This is a genomic window from Kaistella carnis (genome assembly GCF_003860585.1).
Classification (GTDB): Bacteria; Bacteroidota; Bacteroidia; order Flavobacteriales; family Weeksellaceae; genus Kaistella; species Kaistella carnis.
This window is the reverse complement of the sequence record NZ_CP034159.1, coordinates 2764519-2789907: the sequence shown is the minus strand read 5'-3', so window position 1 is coordinate 2789907 and position 25389 is coordinate 2764519. Positions and strand designations below refer to the sequence as shown.

The window sequence follows — 25389 nt, the reverse complement described above, 5'->3', positions numbered from 1 at the left end:
AAATTAATTATATGAAAAAAATCCTTCAAGTTTTACTGACATTCTACTTCGTATTTGGAATGGCGCAGCAAAGACCAGACAACACTTTCGTAAAAGAGCATTACACAAAAAAAGAAGTGTACATCCCAATGCGCGACGGCATAAAATTATTCACCTCGATCTATATTCCGAAAGACATTTCAAAAAAGATCAAATATCCTTTTTTAATGCAGCGAACCTGCTATAGTGTTGCGCCCTATGGTGAAAATGAATATAAATCCTCTTTGGGGCCGAATCAATATTTGATGAAGGATCAATATATTTTTGTTTATCAGGATGTTCGTGGCAGATATATGAGTGAAGGAACCTTTACCAACATGACGCCTCAGGTTGAGCATAAAACTAAAAAAGATGTGGATGAAAGTACAGACACGTATGACACCATTGAGTGGTTATTGAAAAACATTGATAATAACAATGGAAAGGTAGGTCAGTACGGAACTTCTTATCCAGGATTTTATACCGCTGCAGGTACAATTTCAGAACATCCTGCATTGGTGGCCTCTTCTCCACAAGCGCCTATCTCAGATTTTTGGAATGATGATTTTCTTCATAATGGAAGATTTATGTTAGGCTATTTCAGAACCTTTCCTGTATTTGGAATTCAGAAAAGCAAGCCGGAAGATAAAGCATGGTATATGGATACTTTTGTAAAACAGACGTCTGAAGATGGCTTAAAGTTTTATCGGGACATGGGAACTTTGAAAGATGGATATGAGAAATATTACAAAGATAATTTCTTCATGACTGAAATTATGAATCATCCCAATTACGATGATTACTGGCAGAAAAGGAGTTTACTTCCACATTTAAAAAACATTAATCATGCAGTCATGACCGTAGGCGGATGGTTTGATGCTGAGGATCTATCCGGTCCTTTAAACATTTATAAAACGATTGAAAAGACCAGTCCGAAAGCGAAAAATACGATTGTAATGGGTCCATTTTCTCATGGTGCCTGGGCACGCGAAACCGGACATCATTTTCATAACGAAATTTACTTCGGTGACAGTATTGCAACGTATTATCAAACAAAATTAGAAACTCCGTTTTTTAAGCACTATTTAAAAGGCAATTCTAAAGTTGATGCAGGCTTACCGGAAGCCACCATGTTCGACACCGGAAAAATGGAGTGGAAAGAATTTACGACCTACCCGCCAAAAGACGCTAAAAAGGTAAATTTCTACCTGGCCGATGGCACTTTAAAAAATAATCCTTCCAGTACTGCTTCTGAATATTACAGTGACCCAAACAATCCTGTCCTTAGCTCAGCAAATTTAAAAGATTTCAATGGCTTTACCCCAAGAAATTATATGAGCGAAGATCAGCGTTTTGCGGAAGGAAGGCCAGATGTACTTACCTTCACCACCGATATTCTAACTGAAGACCTCACTTTAACTGGCGAAATTCTGGCGAAGCTCAATATCGCTTCAACTTCTACCGATGCAGATTTTGCTGTAAAATTAATTGACGTTTATCCGCAAGATTTTGTGCCAAAAGAAAAGAAAGAAGGTGTGATTTATGGAAATTATCATCAAATGGTTCGCAGCGAAATTATGCCTGCAAGATTTAGAAATTCCAGAGAGAAAGGAGAAGCGCTGGTTCCAAACCAAAAAACTGCCGTAGAAGTAAAATTACAGGATGTTCTTCACACCTTTAAAAAAGGGCATAAAATTCAGGTTCAAATTTCGAGCACTTGGTTCCCCTTATTTGCTGTGAATCCCCAGAAATTTATGGAAAATCCAAATTTCGCAACGAAAGAGGATTATACAAAAGCATTCATCAAGGTTTTTGGAGACAGTTCTTTGGAAGTCAGTGTTCTAAAATAGAATGATCTTTTAAGATAGCAGGCGCTTGCTTTAAACGGCAAGACCTCATATTCTATTATTTATTAAATATCATTTGGGTAGTTTACGGTAATTCGATTATCAGTTACTACCATTTTTTTATTTCTCCTACCGCTGAAACTTTAAAATTTGAAATACTCATTTGACTAAAAGCAAATGCAACTCTATTTCAGTAATTGCTTGTCCTAACAACCAAGAGTGCAAAGCGATGAAGATAAAAAAAGTTCAAGCTGTATCTTCCTATTATATAATGAACAGATACAGCTTGAACTTTAAATGTTGATGAATACGATATTACAAAACTATAAACTATCCATCAAGCCGTCTGTGATCTCCATGTTGTGGTACACATTCTGCACATCATCGTCCTCTTCGAAGCGTTCAAGCATTTTCATATTGAGTTTAAATTGCTCTTCATTAACTTCTTTGGTGCTATTTGGAATCCTCTGTACATCGGCGCTCTTAGGTTCTATTCCTAATTCTTCCAATTTATGAGACAGTGCTCCAAAATCTTCGAACGCCGTGGTAATAAAAACCTCATCTTCATCCTGTTCTATTTCTTCAGCACCGCCATCAATCATTTCCATTTCGAAATCGTCCCAATCCAATTTAATTAAAGATTTATCCAAAGAAAAGATTCCTTTTCTATCAAAAATAAAAGCGAGTTCTCCATTTTTACCAAGATTACCATCAAATTTATTGAAGATGGCTCTTACATTTGCAACAGTTCTGGTTGGATTATTGGTCGTACATTCAATGAAGAATGCGACGCCACCGTGACCATAACCTTCATAAGTAATCTCCTCATAGTTCTCTGCATCGGCACCACTTGCTTTTTTGATGGCCCGCTCTACATTATCCTTCGGCATATTTGCACCTTTTGCATTTTGGATACATCGTCTAAGCGAAGGATTTGAATCCGGATCCGGCCCTCCTGCTTTCACTGCAAGAGCGATGTCTTTACCAATTTTAGAAAATGTTTTGGCCATTTTATCCCAACGTGCCATTTTAGAGGCTTTTCTATATTCGAACGCGCGTCCCATAATTTTTGATTTTAGTTGTTGCAAAAATACAAATTAGTTCACAAAAAAACACCCCCGAAATTCGAGGGTGTTTATTATTTAGAAAAATAATTTAATTATTTTTTCTTTTTAGTAGCAGCTTTTTTCTTAGCAGCAGCTTTTTTAACAGCTACGTCAGATTTTGTATAAGTTGCCCACTCAGCAGCATCTTCAATTGCTCTAACAACAACTTTTCTGTCTTGTTGTCTTTCCTCGTTCGAAGCATTTTCTGGAACTACAGCTTTCGCTTCACCAACTCCGATAGATTTAAGTGAAGTTGGATCAACTCCTCTTGCATCTAGAGCAGAAACTACAGCAGCAGCTCTTCTTCTTGATAAGTCTAAGTTATAAGCTTCTGGACCTTTTTTATCAGTTTGACCTTCTAGTAAATAATTACCTCTGTCAGCTTTGATAATGTTAGCAGCAGCATCTAATCTTGGATTTGATTCAGCTTTGATAGTTGCTCTGTCAAAGTCGAAGTAGATATTTTTCAATTCACCTTCAACTTCAGTAGCAGTTACTGATTTAGGTTTAGGACAACCGTTATATTGAGCAAGACCTGGAACGGTAGGACAAGCATCATCTTTGTCTAAGATTCCGTCTCCGTCAGTATCTGGCCAAGGACAACCGTTATTTTCAGCTGGACCAGCAACATCTGGACAAGCGTCATCTTTGTCAACTACACCATCGCCGTCAGTATCTGGCCAAGGACAACCGTTGTTTTCAACTGGACCTGCAACATCTGGACATTGGTCATCGATATCTGGAATTCCGTCTCCGTCAGTATCAGGACAACCTTGGAATTCAGCTAAACCTGGAGTATCTGGACATCTGTCATCTTTATCTAAGATTCCGTCTTTATCTCTATCTGTGTTACCAAATCTAAATAATAAAGATGCAGAAGCTTGCCAAAAGTTAGCGATATCTGATTTATCAACAGGAGTAGAAACATAATCTCCCTGAACACCTAAACCAAAGTTTTTAGTGATCCAGAAGTTAGATCCAATACCTGTAGATACTGTAAAATGATCTGATCTTCTTTGAGTGAATGCCTCATTATCAGAAAAACCAGGATAGGTTTGACCGTTAACATCTGTTAGTGGGAAGGTAACACCTGTGTAATCATGTCTCAAATAGTTCGCACCAACTCTTAAATAAGGATCAAACCAAGAATCTTCATTCCAAAGACCATTGAATTTAAATTGAAGACCTAGACCAGTCATTAGGAAAAACTCTTTTCCCATACCGATTCTTTGGTTGTCAACATTCCCTACAGAAGTTTGCCAATCTAGAACTAATAACCTGTTTAGGTTTCTAGCTACTGTTAATTTAGATAACGGGGGAGTGATTGTGAAGTTGTTGATATTGTACAATTCACCTCCATCGCCGCCACCGAAAGCACGTGAGAAAACATCTCCAGCCTTTCCTCCTGCCGCAACATGGTTTACTCCGTGAGCACCAACTCCGATTAACCACGGGTTGCTGGTAGTCTGAGCGAATACAGTAGAGGCAACAGTAAGTGCCAATGCTGAAATTCCTAATTTTAGATTTTTCATAGAATTAAATGATTAAATAATTGATAATGCAAAATAAATATAAATTTTCTTTATAAACAAAGATTTGTGGTCTTTTTTTAACTTTTCTTTAATATTCTGTCGAGATTTCGTTTATTTTCTCTTTCCTTTATGCTTTCGCGTTTATCAAAGAGTTTTTTACCCCGACCAAGTGCAATAAGGACTTTGGCTTTTCCTTTATCATTTATATATAACTTTAAAGGAATTATAGTATTACCGACGTCTTTCAGTTTTTTTTCAAACTTTTGCAATTCTCTTTTGTGGAGTAGCAACTTCCGTTCCCTTTTTGTTTTGTGATTATAAAATGTTCCTAATTTATACTCATCAATCATCATATTAATAATGTATAACTCCCCATCAATAAACTGACAAAACGATTCCGTAATACTCGCTTTAGAGGATCGGAGAGATTTGATCTCAGTACCTGTAAGTACCATGCCTGCTTCAATTTCTTCGAAAATTTCATATTCGAACCGAGCTCTTTTATTAAAAATCGCGATTGATTTTTCAATTTTCATACCCTCTCAATTTTAGATTATTTAGAACTGTTAAAATTTATACAAAATTAACACCACACTTTAAATTTTTGGCAATCGAGTTTTACTAAATGCCATATTTCTATAAAATAGACCACCATTTATAACTATGCCATAAACCCGATTTCTTTTCGTAATTTTGCACCAAATTTACAAAACTATATGTTAACAGTATCTAATTTATCTTTACAATTCGGAAAAAGAGTACTTTTTGACGAGGTAAATATTATGTTTAGTAAGGGAAATTGTTATGGAATTATCGGAGCCAATGGGGCCGGTAAATCTACTTTCCTTAAAATCCTGACCGGTCAACAGGATCCTACTACGGGATCTGTCTCACTTGAACCTGGGAAAAGAATGTCTGTATTGGAGCAGGATCACTTTGCTTACGATAATTATACAGTCCTGGAAACAGTCCTTAGAGGCAATAAGAAACTTTTCGAGATCAAAACTGAAATGGATGCCCTTTACGCTAAAGAGGATTTTTCTGACGCGGACGGGATTAAAGCTGGTGAACTCGGCGTAATCTATGACGAAATGGGCGGTTGGAATTCTGAATCGGATGCGATGACTATGCTTTCTAATGTTGGAATCAAAGACGAGATGCATTATCAGATGATGAGTGAGCTCGAAAATCAAAATAAAGTAAAAGTACTTCTCGCTCAAGCGTTGTTTGGAAATCCTGATGTTTTGATTTTAGATGAGCCTACCAATGATCTGGACATTGAAACAATCGCATGGCTGGAAGATTTCTTATCAACTTACGAAAATACGGTGATCGTTGTGTCTCATGACCGTCACTTTCTTGATACGGTTTGTACTCACATCGGTGATTTAGACTACGCAAAACTGAATCTTTACACCGGTAATTATAGCTTCTGGTACCAAGCCTCGCAGTTGGCAACACGACAGCGCCAGCAAGCGAACAAGAAAGCGGAGGATAAGAAAAAAGAACTTCAGGACTTTATTGCCCGATTCTCTTCCAACGTTGCAAAGGCAAAACAAGCAACGGCCCGTAAGAAAATGATTGACAAATTAAATATTGAAGACATTAAACCGTCCTCAAGACGTTATCCTGCAATTATATTCGATACGGAGCGTGAAGCGGGTGATCAAATTTTAGAAGTAAAAGGTTTAGAAAAAACGAAAGACGGCGAATTGCTTTTCTCCAACATAGATTTGAATCTGAAGAAAAATGATAAGGTGGCGATCATTTCGAAAAACTCTTTAGCCATTACAGAATTTTTTGAAATATTAACCGGAAACACGCAAGCAGATAAAGGAACATTTAATTGGGGAATTACAACCAACCAGTCATATATGCCTCTTGATAATGCCAGTTTCTTTCAAGAAAACATCAGCCTTGTTGATTGGTTACGACAGTTTACAAAAAATGATGAAGAACGTCATGAAGAATATATGCGTGGCTTTTTAGGCAAAATGCTTTTTTCAGGAGATGAAGCTTTAAAATCCTGTACTGTTCTCTCCGGAGGTGAAAAAATGCGCTGTATGTTCAGCCGAATGATGTTGCAACGTGCAAATGTGCTTTTAATGGACGAACCAACCAATCACCTGGATTTGGAGAGTATCACCACATTAAATAATTCATTGGTTAGTTTTAAAGGAAACATTTTATTGTCATCTCATGACCACGAAATGTTGCAAACCGTATGTAACCGGATTGTTGAACTAACTCCGAAAGGAATTATAGATCGCGAAATGACTTATGATGAATATCTGGAGGATAAAAGAGTGAAAGAATTACAAGAGCAATATTACGCTTAGATTGCATTTCTAATAAATAAGAATAAACCGTTCAAGAAATTGAGCGGTTTTTTATTTAAAAAAAGAAGACTTCGATCGAATCAAAGTCTTCTTTAAAAATAAAACTACAAGGAATAATTTAGAAATCTATTTTTATTAAACGATAAATAACCCTGCAATAGCTGCAGCATCACTACCGGTTAAAATTTCATCAAATGATGCTGAACCTGCAGTTGCACCAAATAAAGTTGATGTATTGTAGCCCGCTTGGTTTAAATTATCTTCACCCGCATATACTGCGTCAGTCGCCGCCGGCATATTTCCACCATTCGCCAATTCTACCCAACCTTTGTTTGCACGCATTCTTCTCACCTGAGATGCATGTCTCGCTTCCACAGAATGTATCTGCAATGCAGCCTGCAAAACAGCTTTGTTAGAAGCTACATTACCAGCCTGACCTTTATAAGCTCTAACTCCAGTATCTTCAAAAGCCTGTGCTAAAACCATAAATTGCGCATAATCATCAAAAGGCTGAAATGCACCATTTACCGTAAAATCAAACTCAGGTTTGGCTCCGGGCTCAGTTCCCAAAGATGTTAATGTAGCTTTTAAAAATGCAACGTGAGCAGTTTCATGCTTGCTGATTTGCTGAAAAACGACTTTATCACCTCCCGGAATTAACCCTGCTTTTGCAAGACCTGTTCTGTAATATTCATCTTCAAGATATTCTAAAGTCAAAGCCAGTTGCAAAGCATCCGTCAATGCTGAAGCCGCTGAAGCTGCAGAATATGTACTTGTTGTGGTTACAGTTTCTGCTTTTGCAGAAGTTGCCATAAAAGAGCCCAATCCTAAAGGAATACCCGTAATTGCCGCTTTTTTTCCAAAATTTGCCATATGTGAAAGTCCCTCTGAGCGCGAACCAATTTTAGAATAGAAGTGATCGTCTGCGAGTCTGTCTAATATATTTAGTAAGTTCATAATATTTTTTTTTAAAATTAAGTAATTGTCGAATTTGTTCTTAACCGATACCTTGTTCTTTCCAAGTGAAAGGCGTTTTAATAAATCCGCCCGCGGCCATAATGATATCTTTCGGTTCTTTGGCAACATCTAAACCATTTGCATCGATTACATCATCACCTGAAAACGCTCCGGAACCGGGATTGATAAGGTCTCTGATCGCTGAAGCATGACGCGCTTCTACCGAAACTATTTTACCCGCGATAACCAGATAATCCAAATTCTTGATATACTTGCCAGCACCATTATAAGCAGCTACTCCAGTATCTTCTAAAGCTTTTGAGGTTGCAAGAATGGAATCCCGGCTGTTAAAATCAACCCCGTCATATTTAAATTCTAATTTTGGCAAAATCATATTAGTTGCACCACTAATTGCGGCTTTAAAGAAATCACGGTGAATCACCTCATGATTATAAATATCAATAAAAAGTTGCTTTTCTACCGAAGAAATACCGCCGTAAAAATTGTTAACTACTTTTGTATAAAAATCTGCCTCTAACTGCTCCAAAGCATAAGCATAGTTTAAAATTCCAACATCACCCGTTCCCAAATCGAAAACACCGTCCATCGGAAAGTCGTAATTATCTTCTCTACAGCCCGCAACAGCCAGTCCTGCGACTACGAGTCCGGCTCCACCTAACTTTAAGAAATTTCTTCTGCTTGTATCCATAGTTGCTCCTTTGTTTGATACATTAATTGTTTTTGCCATAATAATGATTTTTATGATTAATGATTGTACTTAATAACTACGAACACTTTTTTAATCCAGATTTAGAAATCGATTATTATCTGTATCTCAATTTCTAAAACCTTGAAAATCAGCTACAAAAATTCAGTAAAAAATTTATAAAAAGTAAAATTTTCCGTATTTCTTTAACAAAAAGTCAACTAAAAACGAATTTATATACAGAAAACAAAATAGAATTTGATTTTAATTGTATTCTTCCTAAAGATTTGCTGCCAACGATCCATTAAAAAATCTTCATAATTTTTTCCTATTTTTGTAAGATTATGACTCAAAAATGGATTTACAAACCCGAACCCGATGAAGATATTGTCGATGGTATCAGCTCTTCTTTAGGTTTTGGAACTTTCGAATCCAAAATATTAGTTCTTCGTGGTATTGATAATTATCAAAAAGCCCGGGAATTTTTCAAACCCAATTTAAACGACATTCACAATCCTTTCTTAATGAAGGATATGCAACTTGCAGTTGACCGGATCGCGACCGCAATTGAAAATGGCGAAAAAATTATGGTGTATGGCGATTATGATGTGGATGGAACTACAGCAGTGGCTCTCGTTTATTTATACTTAAGTAAAATCGTTGAAAAAAAATATCTAACATACTATATTCCCGATAGAAACATAGAAGGATATGGTATTTCTAAAGAAGGAATCGATTTTGCGAAAGAAAATGACTTCCCTCTCATCATCGCACTTGATTGCGGAATTAAAGCATTAGACAAAATTGACTATGCGAAAGAAAAGGGAATCGATTTTATAATCTGCGATCACCACTTACCGGGAGAAGAAATCCCCGATGCCGTAGCTGTTTTAGATCCAAAAAGAAAAGACTGCAGATATCCTTTTAAAGAATTATCCGGTTGTGGCGTAGGTTTTAAATTGTGTCAGGGATTAAACAGCATCTACAAAATACCGGAAGCCGAACTTTTTGAATTGACCGATTTGCTCGCAATTTCAATCGCGGCAGACATCGTTTCTATGACCGGCGAAAATCGGGTTCTTGCAAAACAAGGTCTGAAGGTTTTACGCAAAACAAGAAATCTGGGATTAAGAATGCTAATTCCGGAAGACAAACTGGCAACTTTTGAGATCTCAAATATTGTCTTTGAAATAGCACCTAAAATAAACGCTGCCGGCAGAATCTCTCAAGGAAAAGCGGCGGTTGAATTAATGGTTTCCGACAACCTAAAACATGCCCATCAAATTGTGGGTGAAATTGTAAACCTCAACGATTCGCGACGGGAAATGGACATGAGCAGCACCGTAGAAGCACTATCTCAAGTAGAAGAAACCGGGCAGTTAAAGAATTTCAGCACCGTGGTTTACGGACCGTCCTGGAATAAAGGAGTGATCGGAATCGTAGCTTCGCGACTTACCGAAAGTTACTATAAACCTACTGTCGTTTTTACCGATGGCAACAACGGCGAATTGGTCGCTTCTGCAAGATCAGTTTCTGATTTTGATGTGCATCAGGCATTGGAAGCCTGTTCAGATTTATTTCTAAAATTTGGTGGACATCCCGCAGCAGCAGGATTATCCATGGAGAAAGATAAACTTGACCTTTTCCGGGAAAAATTCGAAAAAGTAGTAGCCGCACAAATAAAAGAACATCAAATCGAGCCAAGCATCAGTATCGATTCAGTAGTTCATGTTGATGAGCTCGGAAAAGACTTTTTTAATTTCCACCGAAAACTGGCTCCTTTTGGCCCAAATAACATGAAGCCAATCTTGGTTTTAAAAGATCAGAAAGTTGCAGGCTATGTGAAAACGATGGGTAAAGATAATGGTCATGTTAAATTCTACATCAAACAAGATTCTACAGGTAAAAACATAGAATGTGTCGGCTTTAAACTGGGGAAATTCGCGGATGATTTTAGAACGAAAACTTTCGATCTTGCTTTTACTGCAGAAGAAAATCATTGGAAAGGAAATGTCACTTATTTCCTGAACATTCGCGATGTAAAATTTAATTAATTATTTAGAGAATTGGATGTCTCTTGAATTCCTTTTCTTCATCAAAATGAAAACGATATGTTGCCAATTTTCTGGTAACTTTGGTTTCTAAGGTTTCCGCAATTTTGACCATCTTCGGGTTGAAATCACCAATCCACTGCATTTCATAATCTTCAAAATCTGTGGTTTTGCGAAAATGCTTCGTTCCTTCCCAAATCATGTAGCCATCAACGCCTTTTCTTTGCCACTCGGGAATAACTCCGAAAACCAAACCCACCATTTTTTTATTTTTCCGGAATTTCTTCAAGATTAGAAACATCATTTTCTGGAAAAGGCCAAATTTTCCATTCAAAAACTTGAACCATTGATTCAAGTCTGGTATGTTCATCCACATCGCAATGGGTTTTTCATCTTCATATACAAACCACGAAATATGTTCATTAATGATCGGCTTTAACGTATTGAACAACCTTAATGTTTGCGCTTCCGTGAACTGTTTACCTTCGCCATGTGCAGCCCACGCCTGATTATAAACCGAAGTAAAATCATGTGCGAATTTCTTCAGATTTTTCACTTGCAGCGGTTTTGCTGTAATGCGTTTATTCTTCGAGATTCTCTCGTGCATCTGAATAAAATTCTCTGCTACAGGATCATGAATTTTTCTCCCAAAACACAGTTGATCGAAATAAATTTGAAAGCCATAATTCTCAAAAAGAGTTTGATAATAGGGAGCATTATAATTCATTCCATAAAGCGGTTCTTTAAAACCTTCAATTAAAAGCCCCCAGAATTTATCTCGCTCTCCAAAATTAATCGGACCATCCATGGCTTCCATCCCTTTTTCCTGCAACCATTTTTTTGCATGATCAAAAATGAAATTTGCGGTTTCCTGATCGTCAATACAGTCAAAAAAACCGATACCCCCGGTTGGTTGACTTTGTCTATACTTTCTGTTAATAAAGACGGCAATTTTACCTACTGTTTCGTTCTCCTTATTTTTAAAGAGAAATCTTTCGCACGTTCCAAACTTGAAAAATTTATTTTTTTTAGGATTAAAGACATCTTCAATATCCTGATCAAGCGGACGAATAAAATTTTTATCTTTTGAAAAAAGTCTTGTGGGAAAATTGAGAAACTCAGCTTCAGACTCTTTTGAAACCACATTTATTACCTTCATCTCTCAAAAATACCAAAGATTTTTTTTATAAAATAGCATTTTTTTGATTTTTTCTGTATTTTTAGAGAAATTAGAATTCCTTGAAAAAAACACTCGCAATTTTCGCCCATCCCTATTTTGAATATTCTACGACAAACGTAGAACTCATCAAAGCGTATGAGAGTTCTGAGCAATTAATTTTTAAAGATTTATATGAAGAATATCCGGATTTTCACATCGCAACTTTTAGAGAACGCAAGAGAATCTGGGATTACCAAAGGTTGGTTTTTCATTTTCCTTTAATTTGGTTTGGTTTGCCACCTTTGCTCAGACTTTGGATCGATGAAGTTTTTGACATGAGCTGGAAAGCAGAAAGCAACCACCCGCTCATGAACAAAGATGCCATCATTATTGTCACCATTGGAGCCGCGGAAGAAAATTATCAAAAAGAAGGATTATATAAAACAACTATTGAAGAATTAATGAAACCTCTTACTCTATCTCTAGAAGTAAATGGAATTGAAGTCAAGGAAATTATTGCCGTTTACAAAGCAGACGACCTGGAATCGGAAGAATTAAAAAACACAACAGAAAGAATTAAAAAAACACTGGCAAAATATGAATGATAATTCCTTAGCAACAACGGCCTTAATTTTTTTAGGTGCGGCCATCATTATGGTTCCCCTGGTTCGTAAATTGGGTTTGAGTTCTGTGATCGGATTCATTTTAGGTGGGATTATCATTGGTCCATTCGGCTTAAAATTAACCGGAAGCGATTCCAATGATATTATGGAAGCGACGGAATTTGGTGTTATTATGCTGCTTTTTTTAGTAGGTTTAGAAATCGAACCACGGAAGTTCTGGATCATACGAAAGAAAATTATTGGGATGGGACTGGGCCAAATGGCGCTCACGATTGGGATTCTTTTTTCAATATTTTATCTCGCAGATTGGCGCACCGACAAAGCCCTTGTTGCCGCGATTTGCTTCAGCTTATCTTCCACGGCAATTGTGCTGCAAACATTAAAGGAAAAAAATATTTTCCGAACAGATGTGGGTGAAGCCTCTTTTTCCATTCTACTTTTTCAGGATATTGCGGTGATCCCAATTTTGGCGCTTCTGCCTATTATTGCGCAGAAGTCCGATAAAGACGAGAATCAACTGCTTCTGCAATATCTTCCAGATTGGCTGCAACCTTTTTCTATTATTATAGGAGTGCTTATGTTGGTGATTTTGGGACGTTATATTTTTGTTCCTTTTTTACGCTATGTTTCCCGCTCCGGAATGAACGAACTGCTCACAGCATCCTCTCTTTTTCTCGTGATTGGTGTTTCGGAATTAATGCACGCCGTAGGATTAAGTGCGGCTTTAGGTGCTTTTATAGCCGGCGTTATGTTGGCCACCAGTGAATTCCGTCACGAATTGGAAAGTCAGATTGATCCCTTTAAAGGTTTGTTGCTGGCGGTGTTTTTTGTGAGTGTGGGAGCGACGATCAATTTCTTCGTGATCATGGAAGATCCCATGTTTATTTTTACAACAACCGTAGTGGTCTTGGCAGTAAAATTTGCAGTTTTAATGGGCGTCGGAAAATTCTTCAAGCTGAAACTTCATCAAAATTTCCTTGTGGCGTTTGGCCTTTCTCAAATCGGAGAATTTGCTTTTGTATTGATTAACTATTCTACCAAATTATATTTATTAGATCCAAAATTAAATGCACAGCTTATGGCAATTACGGCCATCACCATGTGTGTAACTCCTATTCTTTTAATTATTAATGAAAAGTTGATTGAGCCACGAACTCAAAAAACAAAAAACGAACCCGAAAAACTGGAATTAACGGAGAAAACGCAAAAAATCATTATCGTAGGTTTCGGACATTTCGGAAGTACTGTTGGCCGCCTTTTACGCGTGAATGGCATCGGCGCTACTGTTTTGGATAATGATCCGGACCGGGTAAACCTACTGCGGTCAAAAGGATTTAAAGTTTATTTTGGAGATGCTGCAAAACCCGGAATTTTACGATCTGCGGGTGCCGAAAACGCAGATTTATTAATTTTATGCTTAGACAGTCCGGCGAAAAACAAGTTCATCATGGAATATGCACGGGAGAATTTTCCCCAAATGAAAATTTTTGTACGGGCAAAAAACCGCCTTGATGCGTATGATTTCATTAACAATGGAGTTGATAATATTTATCGGGAAACGCTGGGTACTGCCGTAAATATGGCGGTTGACATTCTGAAAGCCACGGGAATGCGGGCTTATGCTGCAAGACGGTTGGGCCAAAGGTTTATGGTGATTGATAAAGCAATGACGAGAAAACTGGCCAAAGAACAACTTAAAGATAAAGTAACTTTTACGATGACTGAATATTTAGACCGTGAAGCAGAATTACTGGCGGAAGACAGCCATTCTTTCGATGAATCGCAGTGGAATGAATACGAGGAATATCAGAATTAAAGTAAATTATTTCGACTTTTTAACCAAAACCAAATAAGACCAAGGCTCCATTTTTACGGAAGTCTGATCTGAAATCTGATAAATTTTTCCGGTAAATAATTCCTCATAAGTTCCTTTATAGTATTTCGTGTCGAGATTTACCGCAACTTCTTTATCTGAGAAATTTAAAATTGGCAGAACGGCATCTTTGTTCATTTCTCTGTAAAAGGAAATAATCTGATCCTGATGGTCATTGACTACGCGAATCATTTCGCCACCATATTTACCATTCCATAAAGCTTGATTATTGTGTTTTAAATGGAATAATTTGGTAAATAGTTCTTCATTTTCATCGTGCTTCCATACTATTGGATCTTTCTCGAAAAATTTTAAACTTCGGTTCAGGCCGGCTTCCTGACCGCTGTAACAAAGTGGCATTCCATTGACAACACCAGTCATCACGATGGCTGTTTTTAAACCGGGACCAAAATTTAAATACGGATTTCCTTCCCAGGAATTTTTATCATGATTATCTGTAAAAGTCATACGATATGCATTTCGTGGGACGGTATTTACATCGTGCGAAAGATATTCTACCAAACCTCCCAACTTTTGATGATTCACCGCCTGACGCAGTTCATTCCACAACGTCCAGGAATAGGTCATGTCAAAAGATTTTTTGTAAAGATCACGGCTCTCCCACTCGGCCAACATAAATACCGGTTTTGATCAAATCCAATTCCTGTCTCGCATTTTCCCAAAAATCAGTGGGAATAAATCCTGCAACATCAGCACGATATCCATCAATATTAGTTTCTTTAACCCAATATTTTAGGGCCTCGGTCATGTATTTTCTCAAATCAGGATTGTCATAATCGAAATCAATTACATCACCCCAATCATACCAAGGTGTTGGTTGAAAATTTCCTTCGCGGGTTTTGGTGTACCAGTCCGGATGCTGCGTCGCCAAAGAATTATCCCAGGCGGAATGATTTCCCACCCAATCGATGATAACATACATTCCCATCGCGTGGATCTTATCAACAAGATGCTGAAAATCTTTCATCGTCCCAAACTCCGAATTAATACCGTAGAAATCTTTTACTGAATAGTAGCTACCGAGTGTCCCTTTTCTATTTTGTACGCCAATCGGATGAATTGGCATAAGCCAAATAATATCGACTCCCATTTTCTTTAATCGTGGCAAATGATTTTCAAAGGCCTTAAAAGTACCTTCCGGCGTGTATTGCCGCACATTCACCTCGTAAATTGTGGCGTTTTTACTCCATTCCGGATGCGTAATTTCTACATTTTCTTTTGGTTGATATCGTAGATCTTTTGTTTGTGCATCTAAAGAAATGCCTGTAAAAAAAATAATAAAAAGCAACAAAAAACTTTTTTTCATTTTTCTAATTATTATTGAAACTTAAAATCGCAAGTCTATAACCCTGCATTCCAAAACCACTTAAAATGCCATCCGTATTTGCAGCAGTTACCGATTTTTGACGAAACTCTTCTCTCTTGTAAATATTACTGATATGCACTTCAATTTTTGGTTTACTTATGTTTTGCAGGCAATCTGCAATGGCGTAGGAATAATGAGTAAAAGCGCCGGGATTAATGACCAAAGCATCGAAATCATTTTTCTGTAAACGGTTGATGATTTCTCCTTCTACGTTGGACTGGAAATCATTGATTTCATGCTGAGGAAACGCCGTTCTTAGTTCGATCAAGTAATCATCCATTGAAATACTGCCGTAAATCTCCGGTTCACGCGTTCCTAATAAATTAAGGTTCGGACCATTTACAATTAAAATTTTCATGATACAATTTTTACAAATATAGCATGTTTACTTAAAAAAATTATTTTTAAGTTGTAAAATCATTATTATGAATCCTTAATTTTGATTATTATGATTTAAAATGATTGATAATCTGCAACTTTGATGGTCAATATTCAATAATAATGTATTTTTGTACTATCTATCAATTTAATATATCCCTGTGAATATCTATCAAAAGATTTTAAAATATACCGGAATTGTCCTTGCTTCGATCGTTGTGCTGCTCATCCTCCTGATTTTCAGTCTTCGTCTTCCTGCTGTTCAAAATTTCGCTAAAGGAAAACTCGTGAATTATCTTGAGAATAAAATTCATACTCAAGTAAGTCTGGAGCGGGTCTATATCGATTTCCCTAACAGTCTTGTGATGGAGAATCTCTACTTAAGAGGTCAAAAAGTCGACACCCTTTTATTTGCCCGAAAATTAGATGTCGGTTTAAATATTCCTAAACTTCTGAAAAATACGGCCGATATTACCTCTGTTGATCTACAAGGCGTAAAAGCGAATGTTGTGAGAAACGAAAACGGCACCTTTAATTTTGATTATATCATTGATGCTTTTGCAACCAAAGATGAAGAAGCAAGTCCTTCGAAACCTTTTATTATTTCTTTGGATAAAATCAATTTAAAGGATATTGGCATTTCTTTCATCGATCAGCAATCCCGAAACGACCTCAATGTCTATTTTAAATCATTTGATACCCGCGTAAAAACCTTTGACCTTCAAAATAATTCCTACGCAGCGAATGACATTAATATGGATGGACTTCGTCTTAAACTGAAACAGGATTTTCTGGAAGAAGTTACTACGAAAGTTGAAGAAAAAGTAGATTCACTGAATCAGCAGAAACCAATGAAGCTGGGTTTAAATAAAGTAAAACTGACCAACTTCAATATTGATTATGGTGACGATAATACGAAAACTTTTGCCAAAGTTATTTTTAAAGAACTTAGCACGAAAATCAATCAGCTGGATTTAGAGAAAAGTAATTTCGGAATTGAAAATCTTTATTTAAAGGGCGCTGACATCAATGCTAAATTATATTTACCCGCCCAAAATGCCAATCCAAAAAACACGGACAACGAAGCAAACAAGACTTCATCCGACCAATCGTTAGCGCTATTGCTGAAAAAATTTGTGTTAGATGATGTAAAAGTAGTCTATGACAACACCGCCATTTCACCCACGAGAAGCGGCATGGATTTTAATCATCTAAATTTTTCCAAAATGAATTTGGAAGTCCGGAATTTTAAAATGAAAGACGGCACTTTTGCGGGCACGGTAAATTCTGCTGAAATAAAAGAAGGCCGTGGATTAGACATTCAGAAGCTGGAAACCGATTTCGTGTATGAAGATCAACAGGCTTATTTGAAAGATCTGTATTTACAGACTTCAAAAACGGTCTTGCGTGATGAAGTCATTCTAAACTACAATTCGATTGAGCAACTTTCTGCCAATCCGGGTGCAGTGAAAATTCAGGCCAATATTCGAAATTCAAAAGTTGGATTTGCAGATATTTTAATGCTTGTTCCTTCTTTAAGAAACACGGCTCCTTTTAATAAATATCCGAATGCGATATTAAACGTAAACACCAAACTGAAAGGAACAATCAATGATTTAAACATTCAGAATCTGGAACTTTCGGGATTGGATCAATTAAAAGTAAATGCTTCAGGAGTCGTAAAAAATGCGATGGATCCTGATCATTTATATTTTGATTTAAATGTTCGGGAATTGTCTTCATCGGCAAAAACGATTTTCAATTTGGTGCCGAAAAATACGATTCCGAGTAATATTTCACTTCCCTCCTATTTTAAAATTGCAGGAACGGCAAAAGGTACGACGAAGATCGTGAACGCAGATCTTAAAATGACTTCTACTTTAGGAAATGCTGCAGTTCGCGCCTCCGTGGACTTGAAACGCAAAAATCAGGAACGCTATAACATTCTGGCAAATCTGCAGAACTTGCAAATTGGAAAAATTATTCAAAATAAAGATCTGGGTTCCATTACCGGACAAATCTCTGTTAAAGGGCAAAGTTTTGATTTGAAACAAGCCAATGCAGATCTTAAAGGTGATATTTCCTCCGTGTATTACAATGGTTACACTTATCGAAATATGGCGCTGGATGGGAAAATCAACCGTGGAGCATACGTCATAAACCTCGATTCAAAAGATCCAAATGCGAACTTAAAATTATTGGCTTCCGGCGTTTATAACGAAAACAACCCAACCATTAAAGTAAACGGAACGATTCGAAAACTGGATTTAAATAAACTGGGCTTTTACGACGATCAAATGATTTTAGCCGGAGATTTAGATGGAGACTTTACGAGTTTAAATCCGGATGCGCCCAATGGTTATCTTCATTTAGAAAATTTCGCCATCTCCGACACGAAGGATGTTTTCCCAGTACAGGAAGTTTTATTAACAGCCCTTTCCACAGCAGACAGTAACCGGATTACTTTAAAATCTCAAATTGCAGATGTTGATCTAAAGGGAAAATATAAACTGACGCAGATTTTTGGCTCACTTCAAAATACCATTAACCAATATTATCAGTTTCAAAAACCCGGGACAAAAAACGTAAAAGTAGATGCCAATCAGTTTTTTACCTTCAATGCTAAAGTTAAAGACGATGATCTTCTTAGAAAATTTGTACCTGAATTGACGGAGTTTGAACCCATTACTTTGGTTGGAAATTACGATGCCGATTCCCGAAAACTGGAAGTTAACGGACAAATTCCACAAGTTACATACGGCGCTAATAAAATTTCGGATGGTGTTCTAAACATCAATAATACAAATGATGCGCTGGTTTACGATGTAAAACTGGCAGAATTTAAAAACGAAAGCATTGCAGTGCAAAAAGTGAGTCTGAATGGGGACGTTAAAGACAATCTCATTACCTACAATGCCTCCACGAAAGATGGAAAAGATGAAACCCAGTTTTTAATTGCGGGAAATGTAGAGAAGTTAGGTGATCTCACAAAAATAAGTCTGAATCCTGAGGGTTTAAAGCTAAATTATGACAACTGGTTGGTCGCTCCGGATAACTTTATTCAGATTGGCGACCGTGGGATATTAGCCAATAATTTTACCATTTCTAATAATGGCAGTGAAATTCGGGTTCAATCTGAAAGTACTGTTCCAAACAGTCCGCTTAATATTTCGATTAAAGATTTCAAAATTGAAACGATTACCGAATTAATAAAAAAAGATTCCTTGCTCGCAAAAGGAACCATCAATGGGACGGCACAACTTCGGGACTTAAAAAACAATATGACTTTTACCTCCGATTTAGATGTGACTGATTTATTTGTTTACGGCAGTCCTGTCGGAAAGTTAGACGTGAAAGTGAATAATGAAACCTCGGAATTAATTCGTGCAGACATCGCACTTTCGGGGAACAACAATGATTTAAAATTACTTGGCACCTACAACACGAAATCCAGCGCGCTGAATATGAATTTGGATATGAACCAGCTTCAAATGCAGACCGTACAAGGACTTTCTATGAATGCAATTGAAAATGCAGAAGGGTATATTTCCGGAAATCTAAAAATTGCGGGAACAGCAAAAGATCCGAGTATTTTGGGTACTGTTAAATTTAATGAGGTTGGTATGGGTGTAACCCAATTGGGAAGCAAGTTCAAAAACATTAATGATGAAATAAGGTTCACGAGCCGTGGAATGGATTTTAATGATTTTAAAATTAAAGATGAATCAGGAAACGCAATCGTTATCGATGGCTCTGTTCTGACGAAAACTTACAGAGATTTTGCCTTTAATTTAGATGTAAATGCCAAAAACTTTAAAGTTGTAGATTCTGAAAAAGACAATGACAAAATCATGTATGGTATTCTGGCAATAGATGCGGATCTGCAAATTCGTGGAGATTTGGATCTGCCACAAGTTGATGGAAGTTTGGCCGTGACCGATAAAACAAACTTTACTTTCGTCTTGCCACAGTCAACTCCCTCTTTGGAAGAGCGCGAAGGCATCGTAGAGTTCATCGATCAGGATCAAATTGCTTTACAGAAAACCATCAAAGCAGATTCACTAACGGATCAAAGCAACATCAAAGGGATGGATGTGAACGTAAATATTACCGTAAACAAAGAAGCCAAGATCTCTTTAATTATAGATAAAGCGAATGGTGATTTTGTAGAACTTCAGGGAGATGCACAGTTAACGGGCGGAATTGATCCGTCGGGGAAAACAACTTTGGTTGGTGTTTATGAAGTAGAAAAAGGAGGTTATGAAATGTCGGTTAGTTTACTGAAAAGGAAATTCGAGATCGAAAAAGGAAGCACCATCACCTGGACGGGCGAACCGATGACAGCCAACCTGGATATTACGGCCGTTTACAAGACAGAAGCAGCACCATTGGATCTACTGCAACAACAGCTGACCGGAGTCACAGGAAGTCAATTGAACCAATACAAACAGCGAATTCCATTCAATACCTTACTAATAATGAAAGGTGAATTGTTGAAACCGGTCATTACTTTTGATATTACCACCTCCAAAGAAAACAATTCGGTGTCTTCGGAAGTTATTGATAATACAACCGCGAAACTGGAACAACTGCGTCGTGAAGAATCTGAAATGAACAAGCAGGTTTTTGCTTTGCTCTTACTGAACCGATTTATTGGGGAAAATCCTTTCCAGAGTGAAACCGGTTTATCCGCTTCAACGTTAGCGAAACAAAGTGTGAGTCGTATTTTATCGGAACAGCTGAACAATCTGGCGAAAGATTTAATCGGCGGTGTAGAATTGAATTTCGATCTGGAATCTACAGAAGATTATTCCACCGGAAATAAAAATGAAAGAACCGATCTGAATGTTGGCTTGAGTAAAAGACTTTTCGATGACCGTTTAAAAGTGACCGTCGGAAATAACTTTGCTTTGGAAGGTGACGCCAGACAAAATGAGGAGATGACGAATATCGCGGGCGATATTACTTTGGATTACAGTTTATCTAAAGACGGCAGATACATGTTGCGCGCCTATCGTAAAAACGATTATCAGGTGGCATTGCAAGGACAGATTATTGAAACCGGACTGGGCTTTATCATCACATTAGACTATGATAAATTCCGGGAGATCTTCGAAAGATCAAAGAAAAACAGAGAACAGAAAACACAAAATACGTCTTCAAAATAATGCAGAAATTGAATACAGGCCATTATAAAACATTTGCAGCATTTTCCTTCATGTTGATGATCTCCTCGTGCAGCAACACGAAATTTTTACAGGAAGGCCAAATGTTGTACACCGGTGCTAAAATCACAGTTAAAAATGATACGCTTTCTAAAAAAGAAAAATCAAACTTAAAAGATGCGTTGCAGGAGCAGCTGCGTCCGAAACCCAATTCATCTTTCTTGGGATTGCGACCAAGATTGTACGTGTATAATATCACCAAAGAACCAAAAAAGCAAAAAGGAATTGGGTATTGGCTAAAATACAAGATCGGGGAAAAACCAGTTTTACTGGGCGATGTTGATCGGGAATTCAACAAAAAAATCATTGTTAATTACTCAGAAAACAAAGGCTTCTTCAACGCTAAAGTTTCATCTGACACCATTGCGAAAAACAAAAAAGCGCAGGTTCTTTACACTGTAAAACCCGGCGCGAGATACCTCATCAGTCAGGTGAATTTCCCTGTAGATTCTACCGTTATCAATTCTGAAATTCAGTCCATCAAGGACAAATCATTTTTAAAGGCAGGAAATCCTTTTGATCTAGATGTGATCAAAGCCGAGCGGGAGCGCATTGATGATCACTTGAAAAATCGGGGCTTTTATTATTTCAGTCCGGATAATATTATTGTTCAGGCAGACAGCACCGTAATGAAAGAGCCGAAAGTAGAGCTGTTTGTAAAACTGAAGAACAATACTCCTCCTATTTCGAAGGAACCCTATACGATTGATAAGACCATTGTTTTTGCAGACTATAATTTAGCTGATGTAAAACAGGGAAAATATGGCATTCCTTATATTACAGATTCGGTGAAGGTTTATAATGATCTTTATATCATTGATTCCGAAAATAAATTCAAACCGAAAATTTTCGACCGTGCCCTCTACTTTAAACGCGGGGATCTTTATAATCGAAAAGACCATAATCTTTCTCTGAACAGACTCATTAGTTTAGGTGTTTTTAAATTTGTAAAAAATGAATTTGTGGTTTCAGATTCCCTAAACCATAAGTTTGATGCCTACTATATTTTAACACCGAGACCTTTTCAATCATTAAGGTTAGAAACTTTAGGAAAAACAAATTCTGCGAATTACACCGGTGGTGAAGTTAATTTAAACTGGACGCACCGTAATTTCTTCCGCGGTGCCGAACAGTTAAAAGGAGCAATCTATGGAGCTGCAGATGTTCAGGTCGGTGGTCCAAAAGATGCCAACAATATTATCAGAATCGGGGCAAATGCGCAACTTTCGATTCCAAGAATTGTGGCGCCTTTTAGATTTCATTCTTCAAGTGCGTATGTTCCCAGAACAAATATTAATTTAGGTTATGAATATCTGAGCCGAACGCAATTGTATACGCTTCATAATTTCAATACGTCTTTTGGATATGTCTGGAAAGAAAATGAACGAAAAGAACACGATTTAAAAGTGTTGGATGTTACGCTGGTTGCACCTGAAAAAATAACTGAAAAATATCTGGAACAGATCAACGGAAATACCGCAGCAGGAATTTCCGCAAATCCATCTCTGCAGAGAGTCGTAGATAAACAGCTGATCTTCGGACCAACTTACAGTTATACGTATACCAATACCATGCTTCCCAAAAAGAATACCTTCTATTATAAAGGAAGTGTAGATTTAGCCGGAACGATTACCGGTTTGGTTAGTGGTGCTGATGCAAAGGCGGGCGATCAAAAAGAAATTTTCAAGATTCCGTTCAGTCAGTATGCAAAAATGGAACATGATTTCCGCTACTACAGAAAAGTAAATGATAAAAGTACGATTGCCACTCGATTTATTGCCGGCATGGGTTATCCGTATGGAAACTCCACGACTATGCCTTATGTAAAACAGTTTTTTGTGGGTGGAAGCAACAGTATTCGTGCCTTTCGGGCGAGAACTTTAGGACCTGGCAGTTATGATCCACGAACAGAAGAAGCTTCGTTCTTTTTTGATCAGTCCGGAGATATTAAATTAGAAATGAATGCCGAATACCGCGCGAACATTTACAAATTTTTAAATGTTGCCGTTTTTGCAGATGCCGGAAATGTTTGGTTGGTTAATGAAGACGACAATAAACCGGGAGGAAAATTCTCCAAAGACTTTCTAAAAGAAATTGCAGTTGGTGCAGGCGTTGGATTAAGACTGGACTTTTCAATTCTTATTTTGAGACTTGATTTGGCCATGCCTTTGCGTATTCCTTATTACGAAGAAGGTGATCGCTGGACTTTTGACCGGATCGACTTTGGAAGTGGCGCGTGGAGAAAAGACAACATGATCTTAAACATTGCGATAGGCTATCCATTCTAACATCAATATTTAACACCATGAAAAAATTAGTATTTTTTTGGGAAACCTTAAAAGAAGCCTTCGCGGAATGGAATAGTTCATCCGCAACTAGGGATTCTGCAAGTTTAGCATATTATGCTATTTTTTCAATTCCGGGTTTGTTGATCATCATCATTTGGATTGCCGGAAATTTCTTTGGTCAGGAAGCCATTCAGGGCGAAATCAGCAATCAGATTAATGATTTAATGGGTGAAGAAACCGCAAAAAGTATTGAAGAAATGATTGCGAGTGCGCTTATCGATAAGCAAAATATTTTCATGAAAATTGTGGGCGTTTTCTCTCTGGTTTTTGGTGCAACAACAATATTTTTTCAACTTCAAAAATCGTTAAACTCGCTTTGGGATGTAGAAGCAGCACCAAAAAAAGCTTTGGTGAAATTCTTTCTCGACCGTGCGAATTCACTAGGAATGATCTTGGTTATCGGATTTTTATTAATGATTACGATGTTGCTTTCTACGGTAATTAGTTTATTTAATAATTTCATCACCACTCAATTGGGGCTCGAAACCTACATTTTTATGGAAGTCGTGAATTATGTCATCGGATTTTTAATCGTCGTTCTCGTCTTTGCTTTTATGTTTAAAGTACTTCCCGATGTGCAAATTTCCTGGAAATCGGTTTGGACAGGCGCGATTTTAACTGCTGTTCTTTTTACTTTAGGAAAATTTCTATTGAGTTTGTATTTCGCAGAATTTAAACCCACTTCCGCTTTTGGAAAAGCCGGAACCATTATTTTGATTATGATGTGGATTAATTATTCCTGCATGCTCATCTTCTTCGGAGCTGAATTTACCAAAATTTATTCCCTGAAAAGAGGTTACAAAATTATTCCATCAACCCATGCAAAATGGAGCGCCCAAAAATTATACAAAGAATCTTTGGCAGAAAAAGCAAAGCTTGAAGCTCATAATTCTTAATCAAAACAACTTTTCCCAGGCTTTTTGAAATTTATCGGTATGGTGTAAGATTCTTTTTTGTAGGAGAATTACTACAATTTTTAAATTTTTTTTTGTTTCTGGATTTTTTAATCCTCTTTTTGCTAATTTTATAATTCGAGTATATGAGCACGAACTTAACCTACTCTTTTAAAAACACACAGTATGAAAAAATCTCCATTAGCAAGTGACAAAATAAAAGTGCCCGAAGATTTTGCGGGTGAATATTTTTCTTCTCTTCCAAGTTCTTCAGATAATAATTTGTCATCTGAAGCATTTTCGGAAGATGATGAATTTCGGGAGTTTGAAGATGAAGGTGTAGATACAATGGATGAGGATGATGATGAAAATTCTAATTCTCAAGAAGAAACACCGAAAGAAAAAAAACAAGAACAAAACCAAAGGGAAAGCAATTCTAGCGAACACGACGGCAAATATTTTGTGATACAGAAAGGAAAATGCCAATGCAATCAAGGTTTTCAGTTTCCTAATCTGAAAGTAACTTCCCACCAAAAACATTACTGGAACGATGCGGAAGGACAAGCCGATTATCTTGCTGTAACCGAAAATGATCTTACCTTCAATCCACCTGCAATGCCTTTCGGAAATTGTAAACTAAAACCCACTTCTGGTGGTTATTTACCGTGTGCTTATGCACCAGCAGGAAAATGGACAAAAACCTACGAAAAAGTAAAAGTTATGGGAAAAAGTACCGTTACCGAACTCTCCGAACTGATGTGTGCAACTGGTGGAAAAATCACTATTTTGAAACACGGGCAACAAAGTGAAGCAGGGAAAAGTAATGTTGAGAAAGCTAATACCGATGAACAGCAAGTTTACAATCCTATTATGGATTTTGATGGATTTAAGGAGGAGATAAGTGAAGAAGATGAACCACATGCTTGGTAATTTTAAAAAATAAAGAT

General features: G+C 37.2%; 18 protein-coding genes. 9 read left to right on the top strand and 9 right to left on the bottom strand.

The window, feature by feature from the left end; genetic code table 11:
• Positions 1 to 11: 11 nt before the first annotated feature.
• Positions 12 to 1868 carry a CocE/NonD family hydrolase gene (locus tag EIB73_RS12925; protein ID WP_125025662.1) on the top strand — a complete coding sequence of 619 codons (1857 nt, stop codon included), beginning with the start codon at positions 12 to 14 and terminating at the stop codon, positions 1866 to 1868.
• Between the two features lie 320 nt (positions 1869 to 2188).
• Here the strand turns inward: EIB73_RS12925 and EIB73_RS12920 are convergent, their stop codons facing one another.
• From EIB73_RS12920 to smpB, 3 genes are all read right to left on the bottom strand, one after another.
• A complete protein-coding gene (locus EIB73_RS12920; RefSeq protein WP_125025661.1) occupies positions 2189 to 2929 on the bottom strand; it encodes a YebC/PmpR family DNA-binding transcriptional regulator in 741 nt (246 codons plus the stop codon).
• A gap of 95 nt (positions 2930 to 3024) precedes the next feature.
• Positions 3025 to 4503, bottom strand: coding sequence for an OmpA family protein (locus EIB73_RS12915; protein WP_125025660.1), 1479 nt, complete (start codon positions 4501 to 4503; stop codon positions 3025 to 3027).
• A gap of 77 nt (positions 4504 to 4580) precedes the next feature.
• A complete protein-coding gene (gene smpB, locus EIB73_RS12910; protein ID WP_125025659.1) occupies positions 4581 to 5039 on the bottom strand; it encodes an SsrA-binding protein SmpB in 459 nt (152 codons plus the stop codon).
• A 180-nt stretch (positions 5040 to 5219) separates the two neighbouring features.
• On the opposite strand from smpB, the gene EIB73_RS12905 reads away from it, so the two are divergent.
• A complete protein-coding gene (locus tag EIB73_RS12905) occupies positions 5220 to 6842 on the top strand; it encodes an ABC-F family ATP-binding cassette domain-containing protein (RefSeq protein WP_125025658.1) in 1623 nt (540 codons plus the stop codon).
• 135 nt (positions 6843 to 6977) lie between these two features.
• Here the strand turns inward: EIB73_RS12905 and EIB73_RS12900 are convergent, their stop codons facing one another.
• Positions 6978 to 7799 (bottom strand): ferritin-like domain-containing protein, encoded by an 822-nt coding sequence (locus tag EIB73_RS12900; protein ID WP_125025657.1) that lies wholly within the window; start codon positions 7797 to 7799, stop codon positions 6978 to 6980.
• Between the two features lie 40 nt (positions 7800 to 7839).
• Positions 7840 to 8547 carry a ferritin-like domain-containing protein gene (locus EIB73_RS12895; RefSeq protein WP_125025656.1) on the bottom strand — a complete coding sequence of 236 codons (708 nt, stop codon included), beginning with the start codon at positions 8545 to 8547 and terminating at the stop codon, positions 7840 to 7842.
• A 302-nt stretch (positions 8548 to 8849) separates the two neighbouring features.
• Between EIB73_RS12895 and recJ the strand changes: the two genes are divergently transcribed.
• The gene (gene recJ / locus EIB73_RS12890; RefSeq protein ID WP_125025655.1) at positions 8850 to 10559 is read left to right on the top strand and encodes a single-stranded-DNA-specific exonuclease RecJ; all 1710 of its coding nucleotides are present in this window, start codon (positions 8850 to 8852) and stop codon (positions 10557 to 10559) included.
• 4 nt (positions 10560 to 10563) lie between these two features.
• Here the strand turns inward: recJ and EIB73_RS12885 are convergent, their stop codons facing one another.
• Complete coding sequence (locus tag EIB73_RS12885) at positions 10564 to 11715, bottom strand: hypothetical protein (protein WP_125025654.1); 1152 nt, start codon at positions 11713 to 11715, stop codon at positions 10564 to 10566.
• Between the two features lie 80 nt (positions 11716 to 11795).
• Between EIB73_RS12885 and EIB73_RS12880 the strand changes: the two genes are divergently transcribed.
• Positions 11796 to 12320: an NAD(P)H-dependent oxidoreductase gene (locus tag EIB73_RS12880; RefSeq protein ID WP_125025653.1), complete on the top strand. Its 525-nt coding sequence runs from the start codon at positions 11796 to 11798 to the stop codon at positions 12318 to 12320.
• Positions 12313 to 14154 (top strand): monovalent cation:proton antiporter-2 (CPA2) family protein, encoded by a 1842-nt coding sequence (locus tag EIB73_RS12875; RefSeq protein ID WP_125025652.1) that lies wholly within the window; start codon positions 12313 to 12315, stop codon positions 14152 to 14154. Before EIB73_RS12880 ends, EIB73_RS12875 begins: the two co-directional genes overlap by 8 nt.
• A gap of 6 nt (positions 14155 to 14160) precedes the next feature.
• Here EIB73_RS12875 and EIB73_RS15245 read toward each other — a convergent pair whose 3' ends face one another.
• From EIB73_RS15245 to EIB73_RS12865, 3 genes are read right to left on the bottom strand one after another with little or no spacing between them, the layout of a single operon-like run.
• A complete protein-coding gene (locus EIB73_RS15245) occupies positions 14161 to 14847 on the bottom strand; it encodes an alpha-glucosidase C-terminal domain-containing protein (RefSeq protein ID WP_228411245.1) in 687 nt (228 codons plus the stop codon).
• On the bottom strand, positions 14822 to 15538 hold the full coding sequence (locus EIB73_RS15240) for an alpha-amylase family glycosyl hydrolase (RefSeq protein ID WP_228411244.1): 717 nt from the start codon (positions 15536 to 15538) through the stop codon (positions 14822 to 14824). Before EIB73_RS15240 ends, EIB73_RS15245 begins: the two co-directional genes overlap by 26 nt.
• A gap of 4 nt (positions 15539 to 15542) precedes the next feature.
• The gene (locus EIB73_RS12865) at positions 15543 to 15956 is read right to left on the bottom strand and encodes a type II 3-dehydroquinate dehydratase (protein WP_125025651.1); all 414 of its coding nucleotides are present in this window, start codon (positions 15954 to 15956) and stop codon (positions 15543 to 15545) included.
• Between the two features lie 175 nt (positions 15957 to 16131).
• Here EIB73_RS12865 and EIB73_RS12860 point away from each other — a divergent pair, with 175 nt between their 5' ends.
• The 4 genes from EIB73_RS12860 (at position 16132) to EIB73_RS12845 (ending at position 25372) form a co-directional block, all read left to right on the top strand.
• Positions 16132 to 21144: a translocation/assembly module TamB domain-containing protein gene (locus EIB73_RS12860; protein WP_125025650.1), complete on the top strand. Its 5013-nt coding sequence runs from the start codon at positions 16132 to 16134 to the stop codon at positions 21142 to 21144.
• Positions 21144 to 23489 carry a translocation and assembly module lipoprotein TamL gene (gene tamL / locus EIB73_RS12855; protein ID WP_125025649.1) on the top strand — a complete coding sequence of 782 codons (2346 nt, stop codon included), beginning with the start codon at positions 21144 to 21146 and terminating at the stop codon, positions 23487 to 23489. The genes EIB73_RS12860 and tamL overlap by 1 nt, the downstream gene beginning before the upstream one ends.
• Before the next feature lie 17 nt (positions 23490 to 23506).
• On the top strand, positions 23507 to 24445 hold the full coding sequence (locus EIB73_RS12850; protein WP_125025648.1) for a YihY/virulence factor BrkB family protein: 939 nt from the start codon (positions 23507 to 23509) through the stop codon (positions 24443 to 24445).
• A gap of 183 nt (positions 24446 to 24628) precedes the next feature.
• Positions 24629 to 25372, top strand: coding sequence for a DUF4280 domain-containing protein (locus tag EIB73_RS12845; RefSeq protein ID WP_125025647.1), 744 nt, complete (start codon positions 24629 to 24631; stop codon positions 25370 to 25372).
• Positions 25373 to 25389: the final 17 nt, after the last annotated feature.

Bases quoted from the DNA above. Each gene is read 5' to 3' on its own strand.
- EIB73_RS12925 (WP_125025662.1), top strand. From the start codon at position 12: ATGAAAAAAATCCTTCAAGTTTTACTGACATTCTACTTCGTATTTGGA.
- EIB73_RS12920 (WP_125025661.1), bottom strand. From the start codon at position 2,929: ATGGGACGCGCGTTCGAATATAGAAAAGCCTCTAAAATGGCACGTTGG.
- EIB73_RS12915 (WP_125025660.1), bottom strand. From the start codon at position 4,503: ATGAAAAATCTAAAATTAGGAATTTCAGCATTGGCACTTACTGTTGCC.
- smpB (WP_125025659.1), bottom strand. From the start codon at position 5,039: ATGAAAATTGAAAAATCAATCGCGATTTTTAATAAAAGAGCTCGGTTC.
- EIB73_RS12905 (WP_125025658.1), top strand. From the start codon at position 5,220: ATGTTAACAGTATCTAATTTATCTTTACAATTCGGAAAAAGAGTACTT.
- EIB73_RS12900 (WP_125025657.1), bottom strand. From the start codon at position 7,799: ATGAACTTACTAAATATATTAGACAGACTCGCAGACGATCACTTCTAT.
- EIB73_RS12895 (WP_125025656.1), bottom strand. From the start codon at position 8,547: ATGGCAAAAACAATTAATGTATCAAACAAAGGAGCAACTATGGATACA.
- recJ (WP_125025655.1), top strand. From the start codon at position 8,850: ATGACTCAAAAATGGATTTACAAACCCGAACCCGATGAAGATATTGTC.
- EIB73_RS12885 (WP_125025654.1), bottom strand. From the start codon at position 11,715: ATGAAGGTAATAAATGTGGTTTCAAAAGAGTCTGAAGCTGAGTTTCTC.
- EIB73_RS12875 (WP_125025652.1), top strand. From the start codon at position 12,313: ATGAATGATAATTCCTTAGCAACAACGGCCTTAATTTTTTTAGGTGCG.
- EIB73_RS15245 (WP_228411245.1), bottom strand. From the start codon at position 14,847: ATGTTGGCCGAGTGGGAGAGCCGTGATCTTTACAAAAAATCTTTTGAC.
- EIB73_RS15240 (WP_228411244.1), bottom strand. From the start codon at position 15,538: ATGAAAAAAAGTTTTTTGTTGCTTTTTATTATTTTTTTTACAGGCATT.
- EIB73_RS12865 (WP_125025651.1), bottom strand. From the start codon at position 15,956: ATGAAAATTTTAATTGTAAATGGTCCGAACCTTAATTTATTAGGAACG.
- tamL (WP_125025649.1), top strand. From the start codon at position 21,144: ATGCAGAAATTGAATACAGGCCATTATAAAACATTTGCAGCATTTTCC.
- EIB73_RS12850 (WP_125025648.1), top strand. From the start codon at position 23,507: ATGAAAAAATTAGTATTTTTTTGGGAAACCTTAAAAGAAGCCTTCGCG.
- EIB73_RS12845 (WP_125025647.1), top strand. From the start codon at position 24,629: ATGAAAAAATCTCCATTAGCAAGTGACAAAATAAAAGTGCCCGAAGAT.